This window comes from Rhizobium sp. BK212, assembly GCF_014197475.1.
GTDB lineage: Bacteria > Pseudomonadota > Alphaproteobacteria > Rhizobiales > Rhizobiaceae > Rhizobium > Rhizobium anhuiense.
Genome location: NZ_JACIFS010000006.1, coordinates 349,332 through 365,499 on the forward strand (window position 1 = coordinate 349,332; position 16,168 = coordinate 365,499).

12 protein-coding genes are annotated in these 16,168 nt (G+C 60.3%); 11 read left to right on the plus strand and 1 reads right to left on the minus strand.

The features are described 5' to 3' along the window. Positions 1-28: 28 nt before the first annotated feature. The 8 genes from secE (at position 29) to rpoC (ending at position 12,196) form a co-directional block, all read left to right on the plus strand. Positions 29-229, plus strand: a complete 201-nt coding sequence (gene secE, locus FHT79_RS21065) for a preprotein translocase subunit SecE (protein ID WP_003573826.1) — start codon at positions 29-31, stop codon at positions 227-229. Positions 230-246: 17 nt separating this feature from the next. Next, positions 247-777, plus strand: coding sequence for a transcription termination/antitermination protein NusG (nusG, locus tag FHT79_RS21070; protein ID WP_003547516.1), 531 nt, complete (start codon positions 247-249; stop codon positions 775-777). 176 nt (positions 778-953) lie between these two features. Then, complete coding sequence (rplK, locus tag FHT79_RS21075; protein ID WP_047620024.1) at positions 954-1,385, plus strand: 50S ribosomal protein L11; 432 nt, start codon at positions 954-956, stop codon at positions 1,383-1,385. Between the two features lie 4 nt (positions 1,386-1,389). Next, entirely contained in the window at positions 1,390-2,091 is a 702-nt protein-coding gene (rplA, locus tag FHT79_RS21080) for a 50S ribosomal protein L1 (RefSeq protein ID WP_047620022.1), read from the plus strand. Between the two features lie 350 nt (positions 2,092-2,441). Further along, the gene (gene rplJ, locus FHT79_RS21085) at positions 2,442-2,960 is read left to right on the plus strand and encodes a 50S ribosomal protein L10 (protein ID WP_028757410.1); all 519 of its coding nucleotides are present in this window, start codon (positions 2,442-2,444) and stop codon (positions 2,958-2,960) included. 58 nt (positions 2,961-3,018) lie between these two features. Continuing rightward, entirely contained in the window at positions 3,019-3,396 is a 378-nt protein-coding gene (gene rplL / locus FHT79_RS21090) for a 50S ribosomal protein L7/L12 (protein WP_028757409.1), read from the plus strand. A gap of 261 nt (positions 3,397-3,657) precedes the next feature. Then, positions 3,658-7,797, plus strand: a complete 4,140-nt coding sequence (gene rpoB / locus FHT79_RS21095; RefSeq protein ID WP_047620020.1) for a DNA-directed RNA polymerase subunit beta — start codon at positions 3,658-3,660, stop codon at positions 7,795-7,797. A gap of 190 nt (positions 7,798-7,987) precedes the next feature. Further along, positions 7,988-12,196, plus strand: a complete 4,209-nt coding sequence (gene rpoC / locus FHT79_RS21100; protein ID WP_047620027.1) for a DNA-directed RNA polymerase subunit beta' — start codon at positions 7,988-7,990, stop codon at positions 12,194-12,196. Between the two features lie 113 nt (positions 12,197-12,309). Here the strand turns inward: rpoC and FHT79_RS21105 are convergent, their stop codons facing one another. Beyond that, the gene (locus tag FHT79_RS21105; RefSeq protein WP_028757598.1) at positions 12,310-12,603 is read right to left on the minus strand and encodes a hypothetical protein; all 294 of its coding nucleotides are present in this window, start codon (positions 12,601-12,603) and stop codon (positions 12,310-12,312) included. 497 nt (positions 12,604-13,100) lie between these two features. Here FHT79_RS21105 and rpsL point away from each other — a divergent pair, with 497 nt between their 5' ends. From rpsL to fusA, 3 genes are all read left to right on the plus strand, one after another. Next, positions 13,101-13,472: a 30S ribosomal protein S12 gene (rpsL, locus tag FHT79_RS21110; RefSeq protein ID WP_003547537.1), complete on the plus strand. Its 372-nt coding sequence runs from the start codon at positions 13,101-13,103 to the stop codon at positions 13,470-13,472. A 77-nt stretch (positions 13,473-13,549) separates the two neighbouring features. Next, positions 13,550-14,020, plus strand: a complete 471-nt coding sequence (gene rpsG, locus FHT79_RS21115) for a 30S ribosomal protein S7 (protein WP_028757597.1) — start codon at positions 13,550-13,552, stop codon at positions 14,018-14,020. A 29-nt stretch (positions 14,021-14,049) separates the two neighbouring features. Further along, complete coding sequence (gene fusA, locus FHT79_RS21120; RefSeq protein WP_047620018.1) at positions 14,050-16,149, plus strand: elongation factor G; 2,100 nt, start codon at positions 14,050-14,052, stop codon at positions 16,147-16,149. The last annotated feature ends 19 nt before the right edge of the window (positions 16,150-16,168 follow it).

Consider the following 16,168-nt stretch of genomic DNA (forward strand, 5'->3'; position numbering starts at 1 on the left):
TTACGCGCCGTAATTGCGTGGGCAGTCGATGGCATCCAAATCCAATCCGTTTGCGTTTCTGCAGCAGGTTCGCTCCGAGACGTCCAAAGTTACATGGCCGTCGCGCCGCGAGACGATGATCTCGACGGTTATGGTGCTTGTGATGGTGGTTTTCGCCGCGCTGTTTTTCTTTGCCGCTGACCAGCTGATTGGCTGGGTTCTGAGCTTCGTGCTGAATACCGGCAACTGATACGGGTGGAGATGAAAATGGCGGCACGTTGGTACATCGTCCACGCATATTCTAATTTTGAAAAGAAGGTGGCTGAAGACATCGAGAACAAGGCTCGCCAGAAGGGGCTGGAGCACCTGTTCGAGAAGATCCTCGTGCCGACCGAAAAGGTGGTGGAAGTGCGTCGCGGCCGCAAGGTCGATTCGGAGCGCAAGTTTTTCCCGGGCTACGTCATGGTTCGCGCCAATCTGACGGATGAAGCCTATCACCTGATCAAGAATACGCCGAAGGTCACAGGTTTCCTCGGCTCCGACAATAAGCCCGTTCCGATTCCGGATTACGAAGCCGAGCGCATTCTCGGTCAGGTCCAGGAAGGTGTCGAGCGGCCGAAGGCCTCCATTACCTTCGAGATCGGCGAGCAGGTCCGCGTTTCCGACGGCCCATTCGCGTCGTTCAACGGCACGGTTCAGGATGTGGACGAAGAACGTTCGCGCCTGAAGGTGGAAGTGTCGATCTTCGGCCGCGCAACGCCGGTCGAGCTGGAATACGCTCAGGTCGAGAAGGTCTGATTGCAGAGACTGGAGGCTGGCCCTTGCGGCCTGTTTCCTGCGGACTTTGTCCGCATCCGCGTGGAAGGTGAGGGGTCTTAGCCGGACCCTAACGATCCGCACCACGCAACCGCAGCCGCCGGAGAGATCCGGCATCACGGGCCGGGCGACCGGCCGTTCATGAAAGGCAGAGAGATATGGCTAAGAAAGTTGCAGGCCAGCTCAAGCTTCAGGTCAAGGCAGGATCGGCAAACCCGTCCCCGCCGATTGGTCCGGCGCTTGGTCAGCGTGGCATTAACATCATGGAATTCTGCAAGGCGTTCAATGCCGCCACGCAGGAAATGGAAAAGGGTATGCCGATTCCGGTCGTCATCACCTATTACCAGGACAAGTCCTTCACCTTCGCGATGAAGCAGCCTCCGGTCAGCTACTGGCTGAAGAAGGAAGCGAAGATCACGTCCGGTTCCAAGACGCCCGGCAAGGGCGCCAAGGCCGGCTCCCTCACCAAGGCTCAGATCAAGACGATCGCAGAAGCCAAGATGAAGGATCTGAACGCAGCGGATATCGAAGGTGCAATGGCGATGATCGAGGGCTCTGCCCGCGCCATGGGCCTGGAAGTGGTGGGTTAAGATCATGGCTGGTAAGCGCACGCAGAAGATCAACGAAGGTGTTGATCCCACCAAGCTCTACGCTCTGAGCCTGGCCATCGGCATGGTCAAGGAACGGGCTGTCGCCAAGTTCGACGAAACCATCGAAGTCTCGATGAACCTCGGCGTCGACCCGCGCCATGCGGACCAGATGGTTCGCGGCGTCGTCAACCTGCCGAACGGCACAGGCCGTACGGTTCGCGTCGCAGTCTTCGCGCGTGGCGCCAAGGCTGATGAAGCCAAGGCTGCCGGTGCTGATATCGTCGGCGCTGAAGAGCTCGTCGAAATCGTCCAGGGCGGCAAGATCGAATTCGATCGCTGCATCGCCACCCCCGACATGATGCCGCTCGTCGGCCGTCTCGGTAAGGTTCTCGGCCCCCGCGGCATGATGCCGAACCCGAAGGTCGGCACCGTCACCATGGACGTCGCCGGAGCCGTCAAGGCTTCCAAGGGCGGCGCTGTCGAGTTCCGCGTCGAGAAGGCTGGCATCGTCCATGCCGGTATCGGCAAGGCCTCTTTCGACGCCAAGGCTCTGGAAGAAAACATCCGCGCCTTCGCTGACGCCGTCATCAAGGCAAAGCCGGCTGGCGCCAAGGGCAACTATGTCAAGCGCGTGGCGATTTCCTCGACCATGGGCCCGGGCGTCAAGATCGAAGTCGGCTCGGTCACCGCAGCTCCGACTGCATAAGTTCGCGCCCAAGGACTTGGGCGCAATGGTCGGGCTTTGAGCCCGGCGACTGAATTTCCGGCCTCGCAAGGGGCCGGAATATTCCGGAGAAATCCGGAATCCTGTCCGAGATTGCAGGTGGTTTTCCCTTAATCACTTGGCCTGCATGAGACGGGTAAGACCCGAATTGCATGAAGTTCGCTTCTCGTAACTCGGTTCGAGCCTTGGATGCCTTGTGCCTCTTTAGCCTTGATTGGCGCGGGAGCGCGGGGGGACAGGATCCTCAAGCGTCGCTTGGGATCTCACATGATCCCAGGAGGCAAAGGCAACCCGGCAGGTCCGATTTCGGTCCTGCCAACTGGAGATAGGCAGTGGAAAGAGCGGAAAAACGCGAATTCGTCACGGAACTGAACGAAGTCTTCAAGGCTTCGGGCTCAGTTGTCGTGGCCCACTATGCTGGTGCCACAGTCGCGCAGATGAACGATTTTCGTTCGAAGATGCGTGCAGCTGGCGGTACCGTCAAAGTCGCGAAGAACCGCCTGGCCAAAATTGCCCTTCAGGGTACGGAAGCGGAAGGGATTACCAATCTCTTCAAAGGTCAGACGCTGATTGCATACAGCAATGACCCGATCACTGCTCCGAAGGTCGTCATGGATTTCGCCAAGACCAATGACAAGATCATTGTTCTGGGCGGCGCCATGGGAACAACCACGCTCAACGCCGAAGCAGTCAAGTCGCTTGCGACCCTGCCTTCGCTCGACGAGCTGCGTGCGAAGCTGCTGGGCATGATCCAGACACCGGCTACCCGCATCGCTGGGGTTGTTGCAGCACCGGCAAGCCAGCTTGCTCGCGTGTTTGCGGCCTACGCCAAGAAGGACGAAGCCGCGTAAGGCGGTTTTTCGCTGTTTATAATCAACCGGTTCGAACCGAACAAAAGGAACTAGTAAAATGGCTGATCTCGCAAAGATCGTAGACGACCTCTCCTCGCTGACCGTTCTGGAAGCTGCAGAACTGTCGAAGCTTCTCGAAGAAAAGTGGGGCGTTTCCGCTGCTGCTCCGGTAGCTGTTGCTGCCGCTGCCGGTGGTGCTGGCCCTGCTGTCGTTGAAGAAGAAAAGACCGAATTCGACGTCATCCTCGTCGACGCTGGTGCCAACAAGATCAACGTCATCAAGGAAGTCCGCGCCATCACCGGTCTCGGCCTCAAGGAAGCCAAGGACCTCGTCGAGGCCGCTCCGAAGGCTGTCAAGGAAGGCGTCAACAAGGCTGAAGCCGCTGACATCAAGAAGAAGCTTGAAGACGCTGGCGCCAAGGCCGACGTCAAGTAATCTTGAACTGCTTTTGGGAGGCAGCATCTACTGCCTCCCATTTGCCGTTTTTCTGAACGAATTACCCAAAAGCCGCGTCAAAACGGCTTTTGGGTAATGGGTTCTTCAAAAGGATAGTCTCGCACCGAAGGCAGCACAGCAATCCGAGCTGAGCGTTTTCGGGAGTCGGACGAGATTGAATTACTCATTGATTGACGGGATCGACTGGCCATCGGTTCCCGTCCGTTGCAGGCCCGGGTGCAAGATTTTGAAGGAGCGACGATGGCTCAGACCCTTTCGTTCAACGGTCGCAGGCGCGTACGCAAGTTTTTTGGTAAGATCCCCGAAGTCGCAGAAATGCCGAACCTCATCGAGGTTCAGAAGGCGTCCTACGACCAGTTTTTGATGGTTGAAGAGCCGAAGGGCGGTCGTCCCGACGAGGGCCTTCAGGCCGTCTTCAAGTCGGTTTTCCCGATCACCGATTTCTCCGGCGCTTCCATGCTGGAATTCGTGTCCTACGAGTTCGAACCGCCGAAGTTCGACGTCGACGAATGCCGTCAGCGCGACCTGACCTATGCAGCGCCGCTGAAGGTGACGCTGCGCCTCATCGTGTTCGATATCGACGAAGATACGGGCGCGAAGTCGATCAAGGACATCAAGGAACAGTCCGTCTACATGGGCGACATGCCGCTCATGACCAATAACGGCACGTTCATCGTCAACGGCACCGAGCGCGTGATCGTCTCCCAGATGCACCGTTCGCCGGGCGTCTTTTTCGACCATGACAAGGGCAAGAGCCATTCGTCCGGCAAGCTGCTCTTTGCTGCGCGTGTCATTCCTTACCGCGGTTCCTGGCTCGATATTGAATTCGACGCCAAGGACATCGTCTACGCCCGTATCGACCGCCGCCGCAAGATTCCGGTCACGTCGCTGCTGATGGCGCTTGGCATGGACGGCGAGGAAATCCTCGACACCTTCTATACGAAGTCGCTCTACAAGCGCGACGGCGAAGGCTGGCGCATTCCCTTCAAGCCGGAAACGCTGAAGGGCGCCAAGGCGATCACCGAGATGGTCGACGCCGATACCGGCGAAGTCGTGGTGGAAGCCGGAAAGAAGCTGACCCCGCGCCTGCTGCGCCAGCTCTCCGACAAGGGCCTGAAGGCGCTGAAGGCCGGCGACGACGACCTTTACGGCAACTACCTTGCCGAAGACATCGTCAACTACTCCACAGGTGAAATCTATCTCGAGGCCGGCGACGAAATCGACGAGAAGACGCTTGGCGTCATCCTGTCGAACGGTTTCGACGAGATCCCGGTTCTCGGCATCGACCACATCAATGTCGGCGCCTATATCCGCAACACGCTGTCCGCCGACAAGAACGAGAACCGTCAGGACGCTCTGTTCGACATCTACCGCGTCATGCGTCCGGGTGAGCCGCCGACCATGGAATCGGCCGAAGCCATGTTCAACTCGCTGTTCTTCGATGCGGAGCGTTACGACCTCTCCGCCGTCGGCCGCGTCAAGATGAACATGCGCCTCGACCTGACCGTCGAAGACACCGTCCGCATCCTGCGCAAGGACGACATCCTGGCCGTGGTCAGGATGCTGGTCGAACTGCGCGACGGCAAGGGCGAGATCGACGACATCGACAACCTCGGCAACCGCCGCGTCCGTTCGGTCGGCGAACTGATGGAAAACCAGTACCGTCTCGGCCTCTTGCGCATGGAACGCGCGATCAAGGAACGCATGTCCTCGATCGAGATCGACACGGTCATGCCGCAGGATCTGATCAACGCCAAGCCGGCAGCCGCCGCCGTCCGCGAATTCTTCGGCTCCTCGCAGCTCTCGCAGTTCATGGACCAGGTCAACCCGCTCTCGGAAATCACCCACAAGCGCCGTCTTTCGGCTCTCGGTCCGGGCGGTCTGACCCGTGAGCGCGCCGGCTTCGAAGTCCGCGACGTGCATCCGACCCACTATGGCCGCATTTGCCCGATCGAAACGCCGGAAGGCCCGAACATCGGTCTCATCAACTCGCTTGCGACCTTTGCCCGCGTCAACAAGTACGGCTTCATCGAAAGCCCGTACCGCCGCATCGTCGACGGCAAGGTGACGAACGACGTGCTCTACCTCTCCGCCATGGAAGAGGCGAAGTACTACGTCGCCCAGGCCAACGCCGAAATGAATGCCGACGGTTCCTTCGTCGACGAATTCGTCGTCTGCCGTCATGCCGGCGAAGTCATGCTCGCCCCGCGCGACAGCATGAACCTGATGGACGTTTCGCCGAAGCAGGTCGTTTCGGTCGCAGCAGCGCTCATCCCGTTCCTGGAAAACGACGACGCCAACCGCGCGCTCATGGGCTCGAACATGCAGCGTCAGGCCGTGCCGCTTCTGCGTGCCGAAGCCCCGTTCGTCGGTACCGGCATGGAGCCGGTCGTCGCCCGTGACTCCGGCGCCGCCATCGGCGCCCGTCGCGGCGGCGTGGTCGACCAGGTCGACGCGACGCGTATCGTTATCCGCGCCACGGAAGACCTCGAAGCCGGCAAATCCGGCGTCGATATCTACCGTCTGCAGAAGTTCCAGCGTTCGAACCAGAACACCTGCGTCAACCAGCGTCCGCTGGTCACCGTCGGTGACGTCGTCAACCGCGGCGACATTCTCGCCGACGGTCCGTCGACCGATCTCGGCGACCTGGCGCTCGGCCGCAACGCGCTCGTCGCGTTCATGCCCTGGAACGGCTACAACTACGAAGACTCGATCCTGCTCTCCGAACGTATCGTTGCCGACGACGTGTTCACCTCCATCCACATCGAGGAATTCGAAGTGATGGCGCGCGACACCAAGCTTGGTCCCGAGGAAATCACCCGCGATATTCCGAACGTTTCGGAAGAAGCGCTGAAGAACCTCGACGAAGCCGGCATCGTCTATATCGGCGCCGAAGTTCAGCCGGGCGATATCCTCGTCGGCAAGATCACCCCGAAGGGCGAAAGCCCGATGACGCCGGAAGAAAAGCTTCTGCGCGCCATCTTCGGCGAAAAGGCCTCCGACGTGCGCGACACCTCCATGCGCATGCCGCCCGGCACCTACGGCACGATCGTCGAAGTCCGCGTCTTCAACCGCCATGGCGTCGAGAAGGACGAGCGCGCGATGGCGATCGAGCGCGAAGAGATCGAGCGTCTTGCAAAGGACCGCGACGACGAGCAGGCGATCCTCGACCGTAACGTCTACGGCCGTCTGATTGACATGCTGCGCGGCCAGGTCTCCATTGCCGGCCCGAAGGGCTTCAAGAAGGGCACCGAGCTTTCGAACGCCGTCGTCTCCGAATATCCCCGCTCGCAGTGGTGGATGTTCGCGGTCGAGGACGAGAAGGTCCAGGGCGAGCTCGAAGCACTCCGCGGCCAGTACGACGAATCGAAGTCGCGCCTCGAACAGCGCTTCATGGATAAGGTCGAGAAGGTCCAGCGCGGCGATGAAATGCCTCCTGGCGTCATGAAGATGGTCAAGGTCTTCGTCGCCGTGAAGCGCAAGATCCAGCCGGGCGACAAGATGGCCGGCCGTCACGGGAACAAGGGCGTGGTCTCGCGCATTGTACCTGTCGAGGACATGCCGTTCCTCGAAGACGGCACGCATGTCGACGTCGTTCTGAACCCGCTCGGTGTGCCCTCGCGCATGAACGTCGGCCAGATCCTGGAAACGCATCTGGGCTGGGCTTGCGCCGGCATGGGTCGCCAGATCGGCGAACTGATCGAAGCCTACAAGGCCAATGGCAACATCGAGCCGCTGCGCAAGACCATCGGCGATGTCGTCGGTGACGGTCCGAAGGCCGAACAGGTCCACGACTTCGACGATGAGTCGGTCCTGCGTCTCGCCGACCAGTGGAAGCGCGGCGTTTCGATTGCGACGCCTGTTTTCGACGGTGCGCATGAAGGCGACGTCAACGACATGCTGCGTCTGGCAGGTCTCAAGGATACCGGTCAGTCGACGCTTTATGACGGCCGTACCGGTGAGCAGTTCGACCGCCAGGTGACCGTGGGCTACATCTACATGCTGAAGCTCAACCACCTGGTCGACGACAAGATCCATGCCCGTTCGATCGGTCCTTACTCGCTCGTGACCCAGCAGCCGCTGGGCGGCAAGGCGCAGTTCGGCGGTCAGCGCTTCGGCGAAATGGAAGTCTGGGCGCTCGAAGCTTACGGCGCCGCCTACACGCTGCAGGAAATGCTGACGGTGAAGTCGGACGACGTCGCCGGCCGCACCAAGGTCTACGAAGCCATCGTCCGCGGAGACGACACGTTCGAAGCCGGTATTCCGGAAAGCTTCAACGTTCTCGTCAAGGAAATGCGCTCGCTGGGCCTCAGCGTCGAGCTCGAGAACACCAAGCTTGACGAGGCGCAGGCAGCCCAGCTGCCCGACGCGGCCGAGTAAGCACTTGATAGGGCGTGCGCTGCCAATGCGGCGCACGCCGGTCCCGCCGGGCGCCGTATCGGTGTCGGCCCGGGAGGGAAGTTTCGCCGCATCTTGCGGTTATTCTCGTTTAAGCGAGGGAGGCGGCTCCCGGGAAATTGCCGCCGACCATCGCATTTTGAGGGCGCTTTAGCCCATGAAGGAGACAGGCATGAACCAAGAGGTCATGAATCTTTTCAATCCGCAGGTGCCTGCACAGAATTTCGATTCCATTCGGATTTCGATCGCGTCTCCGGAGAAGATCCTCTCCTGGTCCTACGGTGAGATCAAGAAGCCGGAAACCATCAACTACCGTACGTTCAAGCCGGAACGCGACGGTCTGTTCTGCGCGCGCATCTTCGGGCCGATCAAGGACTACGAATGCCTGTGCGGCAAGTACAAGCGCATGAAGTACAAGGGCATCATCTGCGAAAAGTGCGGCGTCGAAGTCACGCTGTCGCGCGTTCGCCGTGAGCGCATGGGCCATATCGAGCTCGCCGCTCCCGTCGCCCACATCTGGTTCCTGAAGTCGCTGCCATCGCGCATCTCGACGCTGCTCGACATGACGCTGAAGGATGTCGAGCGCGTCCTCTACTTCGAAAACTACATCGTCACCGAGCCGGGCCTGACCGCCCTGAAGGAGCATCAGCTCCTCTCGGAAGAAGAGTACATGCTTGCCGTCGACGAATACGGCGAAGACCAGTTCACCGCGATGATCGGCGCTGAGGCGATCTACGAGATGCTGGCCTCGATGAACCTCGAAAAGATCGCTGGCGACCTGCGTTCCGAGCTTGCCGACACCACGTCGGATCTCAAGCAGAAGAAGCTGATGAAGCGCCTGAAGATCGTCGAGAACTTCATGGAGTCGGGCAACCGTCCGGAATGGATGATCATGAAGGTCGTCCCGGTCATTCCGCCGGACCTGCGTCCGCTGGTTCCGCTCGACGGCGGCCGTTTCGCGACGTCGGATCTGAACGATCTTTACCGCCGCGTCATCAACCGTAACAACCGCCTGAAGCGCCTGATCGAGCTTCGCGCGCCGGGCATCATCATCCGCAACGAAAAGCGCATGCTGCAGGAATCTGTTGACGCGCTGTTCGACAACGGCCGCCGCGGCCGCGTCATCACCGGCGCCAACAAGCGTCCGCTGAAGTCGCTCTCCGACATGTTGAAGGGCAAGCAGGGCCGCTTCCGCCAGAACCTGCTCGGCAAGCGCGTCGACTATTCCGGTCGTTCGGTCATCGTCACCGGCCCGGAACTGAAGCTGCACCAGTGCGGCCTGCCGAAGAAGATGGCGCTCGAGCTCTTCAAGCCGTTCATCTATGCCCGCCTCGACGCCAAGGGTTATTCCTCGACCGTCAAGCAGGCCAAGAAGCTGGTCGAAAAGGAAAAGCCGGAAGTCTGGGATATCCTCGACGAGGTCATCCGCGAGCATCCGGTTCTCCTGAACCGTGCGCCGACGCTGCACCGCCTGGGCATCCAGGCCTTCGAACCCACCCTGGTCGAAGGCAAGGCGATCCAGCTGCATCCGCTCGTCTGCACGGCCTTCAACGCCGACTTCGACGGTGACCAGATGGCCGTTCACGTGCCGCTGTCGCTCGAAGCCCAGCTCGAAGCCCGCGTGCTGATGATGTCGACCAACAACATCCTGCATCCGGCCAACGGTGCGCCGATCATCGTTCCCTCGCAGGACATGGTTCTCGGCCTCTACTACCTGTCGATCCTGAACCAGAACGAGCCGGGCGAAGGCATGGCCTTCTCCGACCTCGGTGAACTGCATCACGCCCTCGAAAGCAAGGTCGTGACGCTGCACACCAAGATCCGCGGCCGCTTCAAGTCGATCGACGAGGATGGCAAGCCCTACTCGAAGATCTATGAGACGACGCCTGGCCGTCTGCTCATCGGCGAACTGCTGCCGAAGAACGGCAAGGTGCCCTTCGACATCTGCAACCAGGAAATGACCAAGAAGAACATCTCCAAGATGATCGACACGGTCTATCGCCACTGCGGCCAGAAGGACACGGTCATTTTCTGCGACCGCATCATGCAGCTCGGCTTCTCCCATGCCTGCCGCGCCGGCATTTCGTTCGGCAAGGACGACATGGTCATTCCGGATGCCAAGGCCAAGATCGTTGCCGACACCGAAAGCCTGGTGAAGGAATACGAGCAGCAGTACAATGACGGCCTGATCACCCAGGGCGAAAAGTACAACAAGGTTGTCGACGCCTGGGGCAAGGCGACCGAAAAGGTCGCCGAAGAGATGATGGCCCGCATTAAGGCGGTCGAGTTCGACGAGAAGACCGGTCGTCAGAAGCCGATGAACTCGATCTACATGATGAGCCACTCCGGCGCCCGCGGTTCTCCGAACCAGATGCGTCAGCTGGGCGGCATGCGCGGCCTGATGGCCAAGCCGTCGGGCGAAATCATCGAGACGCCGATCATCTCGAACTTCAAGGAAGGCCTGACCGTCAACGAGTACTTCAACTCGACGCACGGCGCCCGCAAGGGTCTGGCAGACACCGCGCTCAAGACCGCCAACTCCGGCTACCTCACGCGCCGTCTCGTCGACGTCGCGCAGGACTGCATCGTCACGCACGTCGATTGCGGAACGCAGACGGGCCTCACCATGACCGCCATCGTCGATGCCGGCCAGGTCGTTGCCTCGATCGGTGCTCGCATCCTCGGCCGTACGGCGCTCGACGATATCGATCATCCGATCACCGGTGAGCGCATCGTCGATGCCGGTAAGATGATCCTCGAGCCCGATGTCGTCGAAATCGAGAAGGCCGGTATCCAGTCGATCCGGATTCGCTCGGCACTGACCTGCGAAATCCAGACGGGCGTCTGCTCGGTCTGCTACGGCCGCGACCTCGCGCGTGGTACGCCTGTCAACATGGGCGAAGCCGTCGGCGTCATCGCAGCTCAGTCGATCGGTGAACCGGGCACCCAGCTCACCATGCGTACCTTCCACCTTGGCGGTACGGCAACCGTGGTCGACCAGTCGTTCCTCGAAGCCTCGTATGAAGGTACGGTGCAGATCAAGAACCGCAACATCCTGCGCAACTCCGATGGCAACCTCGTTGCCATGGGCCGCAACATGACCGTCCAGATCCTGGACGAACGTGGTGTCGAGCGGTCGTCGCAGCGTGTGGCCTACGGTTCGAAGCTGCATGTCGACGAAGGCGACAAGGTCAAGCGCGGCCAGCGTCTGGCGGAGTGGGACCCCTACACCCGTCCGATGATGACGGAAGTAGCCGGTACCGTTCAGTTCGAAGACCTGGTCGACGGTCTCTCCGTTCTGGAAGCGACCGACGAATCCACCGGCATCACCAAGCGTCAGGTCATCGACTGGCGTTCGACCCCCCGCGGTTCGGACCTCAAGCCGGCGATCGTCATCAAGGATGCCAGCGGCAATGTCGCCAAGCTGTCGCGTGGCGGTGACGCCCGCTTCCTGCTCTCGGTCGACGCGATCCTGTCGGTCGAGCCGGGCACCAAGGTCTCCCAGGGTGACGTTCTCGCGCGTTCGCCGCTGGAAAGCGCCAAGACCAAGGACATCACCGGCGGTCTGCCGCGTGTTGCCGAACTGTTCGAAGCCCGTCGTCCGAAGGACCATGCCATCATCGCGGAGATCGATGGTACGATCCGCCTCGGCCGCGACTACAAGAACAAGCGCCGCGTCATCATCGAGCCGGCGGAAGACGGTGTCGAGCCTGTCGAATACCTGATCCCGAAGGGCAAGCCCTTCCACCTTCAGGAAGGCGACTATATCGAAAAGGGTGACTACATCCTCGACGGTAACCCGGCTCCGCACGACATCCTGGCGATCAAGGGCGTGGAGGCTCTGGCCTCCTACCTCGTCAACGAGATCCAGGAAGTCTACCGCCTGCAGGGCGTTGTCATCAACGACAAGCACATCGAGGTGATCGTCCGTCAGATGCTGCAGAAGGTGGAAATCACCGATGCAGGCGACTCGACCTATATCGTCGGCGACAATGTCGACCGGATCGAGCTCGAAGACGTCAACGATCATCTGATCGAGCAGGGCAAGAAGCCCGCCTACGGCGATCCGGTTCTTCTCGGCATCACCAAGGCGTCGCTGCAGACCCCGTCCTTCATCTCGGCCGCGTCCTTCCAGGAAACGACCAAGGTGCTGACGGAAGCTGCGATCGCCGGCAAGACCGACGGCCTGCAGGGTCTGAAGGAAAACGTCATCGTCGGTCGCCTCATCCCGGCCGGCACCGGCGGCACCATGACCCAGATCCGCCGCATCGCCACGTCGCGCGACGAGATGATCCTCGAAGAGCGCCGCAAGGGCACCGGGGCTGCCGTTGCTACGCCGATGCTGCAGGACATGGCCGAAAAGGCTCCGGCTGCGGAATAATCCGCCGGCTGAAGTCGTTGAATTGAAAAACCGCCCGGAGCGATCCGGGCGGTTTTCGTTTTTGGTCTGCTCTGTTTGGTCGGGCGGGGAGGGAGGGCGCTGCGCGGCTCCCGTCAGTTGAAGCGGATGATCGCGACTTCGCCGTCGACGGCGCCCTGATAGGCGGAGGCGTGCGGCTCTTCGGCAGGCACCTCGGTCAGCATGCCGATCTGGTCGAGATCGGCCTCGATGAAGCCTTCCTCGGCAAGGGCGTTCAGGGCTTCGCGGACGGCGGTGTCGTCGTCGGGCGCCTTCAGCATGATATGCAGGTCGATGCCTTCGCTGGCGTCGGACTCGTAGCCCTTGCCGATGATGATGAAGATCATCGGACCATCGAAATTATTGTCGTTATCAGGTGTCGTGATCATCGCCTGTCCTTCGGCTCTTTGACGATTCGCTCGCTCGAATCCCCTGCGAGGGCCGAGCGCTGCAATTGCTGATTCCTTAGCTGCTTTTGCTGCGATGCCCAAGTTTTTATCTTGGCGCACGGCTGTGAATTCGTCTAGGAGGGTGAAAACAGGGCGTCAGGCCCGCATATCAAGGCGATGCGGCGAGTTTATTTCTTAACCGGCCTTGACGAGATGGGTGGAAACCAGTAGTACCCCGGCCATCAGATCCCATGTGAGGCTTGGCTGTTCGGGGCGACGCGCCCTGAAGTTCACCTCAAACAAGGTTCTAAACGCACGTTGAAGTCATGATGCTGCACGCACGACGCATATTCTATGCGTCCTCTGCTCCTTGTGGTCCATCTGCGGAAGCGGATCGGGCCATATTTTGCGCATTGACGGAAAGCGTGCGTCACTGCCGGAGACGGCGCGAGTTCAAGCCCGCAAGGGTACTGAGATAAAACGTAAGGGATGGTTGAATGCCTACCGTAAACCAGCTGATCCGCAAGCCTCGCCAGGCGAACGTAAAGCGTAACAAGGTTCCCGCACTCCAGGAGAACCCGCAGAAGCGCGGCGTTTGCACGCGCGTCTACACGACGACGCCGAAGAAGCCGAACTCGGCTCTGCGTAAGGTCGCAAAGATCCGCCTGACCAACGGCTTCGAAGTCATTGGTTACATCCCCGGCGAAGGTCATAACCTTCAGGAACACTCTGTCGTCATGATCCGTGGCGGCCGCGTCAAGGACCTTCCGGGTGTCCGTTATCACATCATCCGCGGCGTTCTCGATACCCAGGGTGTCAAGAACCGCAAGCAGCGCCGCTCCAAGTACGGCGCGAAGCGTCCGAAGTAATTCGGTTTTGAATAATTCGGCGCTGCGCGAGGTCCTCCGCGTGATGAAGCGCCTTAACGATTGAAGAGACGAAAACTATGTCCAGACGCCATAAAGCAGAAAAGCGCGAGATCAATCCGGATCCGAAGTTCGGCGATCTCGTCGTCACCAAGTTCATGAATGCCATCATGCTCGACGGCAAGAAGTCCGTTGCTGAAAACATCGTCTACGGTGCGTTCGACGCCGTCCAGGGCAAGTCCAAGCAGGAGCCGCTCACGGTTTTCCATTCTGCGCTCGACAACATTGCCCCGCACGTTGAAGTCCGCTCGCGCCGTGTCGGTGGTGCGACCTATCAGGTCCCGGTCGACGTTCGTCCGGAGCGCCGCCAGGCTCTCGCCATTCGCTGGCTGATTGCTGCTGCCCGCAAGCGCAATGAAACGACTATGGTTGACCGCCTTTCCGGCGAACTGCTCGATGCGTCCAACAACCGTGGCTCCGCCGTCAAGAAGCGCGAAGACACGCACAAGATGGCTGACGCCAACCGCGCATTCTCGCACTATCGCTGGTAATTCCGAACGGTATCGAAAGGCAGTCCACAATGGCTCGCGAATATAAGATCGAAGATTACCGCAATTTCGGTATCATGGCGCATATCGACGCCGGCAAGACCACGACCACCGAGCGTATCCTTTACTACACCGGCAAGTCGCACAAGATCGGCGAAGTCCACGACGGCGCAGCCACCATGGACTGGATGGAGCAGGAGCAGGAGCGTGGCATCACGATCACCTCTGCTGCCACCACGACCTTCTGGAAGGGCCGTGACGGCAAGATGCGCCGCTTCAACATCATCGACACCCCCGGCCACGTCGACTTCACCATCGAAGTCGAGCGTTCGCTGCGCGTTCTCGACGGCGCCATCGCGCTGCTCGACGCCAACGCAGGTGTTGAGCCGCAGACGGAAACCGTCTGGCGTCAGGCCGAGAAGTACAACGTCCCGCGGATGATCTTCTGCAACAAGATGGACAAGACCGGCGCGGACTTCTACCGCTCCGTCGAGATGATCAAGACCCGTCTCGGCGCAACGGCTGTCGTCATGCAGCTGCCGATCGGCGCTGAAAGCGACTTCAAGGGCGTCATCGACCTCATCGAGATGAACGCTCTCATCTGGCGCGACGAGTCGCTCGGCGCCCAGTGGGATGTCGTCGAGATCCCCGAGGATATGAAGGCCAAGGCCGAAGAATATCGCGAAAAGCTGATCGAGACGGTCGTCGATATCGACGAAGCCGCCATGGAAGCCTATCTCGAAGGCGTTCTGCCCGACAACGATCAGATCCGCGCGCTGGTTCGCCGCGGCACGATCGACGTCAAGTTCCACCCGATGTTCTGCGGCACCGCCTTCAAGAACAAGGGCGTGCAGCCGCTGCTCGACGCCGTCGTCGACTACCTGCCGTCGCCGATGGACATCCCGGCGATCAAGGGCATCGACTTCAAGACGGAAGCTGAAATCGAGCGTCACGCCGACGACAGCGAGCCGCTTTCCATGCTCGCCTTCAAGATCATGAACGACCCCTTCGTCGGTTCGCTGACCTTCGCCCGCATCTACTCCGGCAAGCTCGAAAAGGGCGCGTCGGTCATGAACACGGTCAAGGACAAGCGCGAGCGCGTCGGCCGCATGCTGCAGATGCACTCCAACTCGCGTGAAGACATCGAAGAAGCCTTCGCAGGCGACATCGTCGCTCTCGCCGGCCTCAAGGAAACCACGACGGGCGACACGCTTTGCGATCCGCTGAAGCCGGTTATCCTCGAGCGCATGGAATTCCCCGAGCCGGTCATCCAGATCGCCATCGAGCCGAAGACCAAGGGCGACCAGGAAAAGATGGGCCTCGCGCTCAACCGCCTGGCTGCTGAAGATCCTTCCTTCCGCGTCAAGACCGACCAGGAATCCGGCCAGACCATCATTGCCGGCATGGGCGAACTGCATCTCGACATCATCGTCGACCGCATGCGTCGTGAATTCAAGGTCGAAGCAACCGTCGGCGCGCCGCAGGTTGCCTACCGCGAAACCATCACCCGGACGCACGAAGAAGACTACACGCACAAGAAGCAGTCCGGTGGTACCGGCCAGTTCGCGCGCGTCAAGATCATCTTCGAACCGAACCCGGACGGCGACGACTTCAAGTTCGAATCGAAGATTGTCGGTGGTTCCGTTCCGAAGGAATACATCCCCGGCGTCCAGAAGGGCATCGAAAGCGTCCTGTCTTCGGGTCCGCTGGCTGGCTTCCCGATGCTCGGCGTCAAGGCGACCCTCATCGACGGCGCCTTCCACGACGTCGACTCCTCGGTTCTCGCCTTCGAAATCGCATCGCGTGCCTGCTTCCGTGAAGCAGCCAAGAAGGCCGGCGCTCAGCTGCTCGAGCCGATGATGAAGGTCGAAGTCGTGACCCCGGAAGATTACGTCGGCGACGTCATCGGCGACCTGAACTCCCGTCGCGGCCAGATCCAGGGCCAGGAGAGCCGTGGTATCGCCGTCGTCATCAACGCGAACGTTCCGCTCGCGAACATGTTCAAGTACGTCGACAACCTGCGCTCCATGTCTCAGGGCCGCGCTCAGTACACGATGACCTTCGATCACTATTCGCCGGTCCCGTCGAACGTCGCAACAGAAATCCAGGCAAAGTATTCCGGTCAGAAGTGACCGGCATACCAATTGACCG

What these genes read in the sequence shown, in the direction of transcription:
- secE (WP_003573826.1), top strand. Translation starts at nt 29, where the DNA reads ATGGCATCCAAATCCAATCCGTTTGCGTTTCTGCAGCAGGTTCGCTCC.
- nusG (WP_003547516.1), top strand. Translation starts at nt 247, where the DNA reads ATGGCGGCACGTTGGTACATCGTCCACGCATATTCTAATTTTGAAAAG.
- rplK (WP_047620024.1), top strand. Translation starts at nt 954, where the DNA reads ATGGCTAAGAAAGTTGCAGGCCAGCTCAAGCTTCAGGTCAAGGCAGGA.
- rplA (WP_047620022.1), top strand. Translation starts at nt 1,390, where the DNA reads ATGGCTGGTAAGCGCACGCAGAAGATCAACGAAGGTGTTGATCCCACC.
- rplL (WP_028757409.1), top strand. Translation starts at nt 3,019, where the DNA reads ATGGCTGATCTCGCAAAGATCGTAGACGACCTCTCCTCGCTGACCGTT.
- rpoB (WP_047620020.1), top strand. Translation starts at nt 3,658, where the DNA reads ATGGCTCAGACCCTTTCGTTCAACGGTCGCAGGCGCGTACGCAAGTTT.
- rpoC (WP_047620027.1), top strand. Translation starts at nt 7,988, where the DNA reads ATGAACCAAGAGGTCATGAATCTTTTCAATCCGCAGGTGCCTGCACAG.
- FHT79_RS21105 (WP_028757598.1), bottom strand. Translation starts at nt 12,603, where the DNA reads ATGATCACGACACCTGATAACGACAATAATTTCGATGGTCCGATGATC.
- rpsL (WP_003547537.1), top strand. Translation starts at nt 13,101, where the DNA reads ATGCCTACCGTAAACCAGCTGATCCGCAAGCCTCGCCAGGCGAACGTA.
- rpsG (WP_028757597.1), top strand. Translation starts at nt 13,550, where the DNA reads ATGTCCAGACGCCATAAAGCAGAAAAGCGCGAGATCAATCCGGATCCG.
- fusA (WP_047620018.1), top strand. Translation starts at nt 14,050, where the DNA reads ATGGCTCGCGAATATAAGATCGAAGATTACCGCAATTTCGGTATCATG.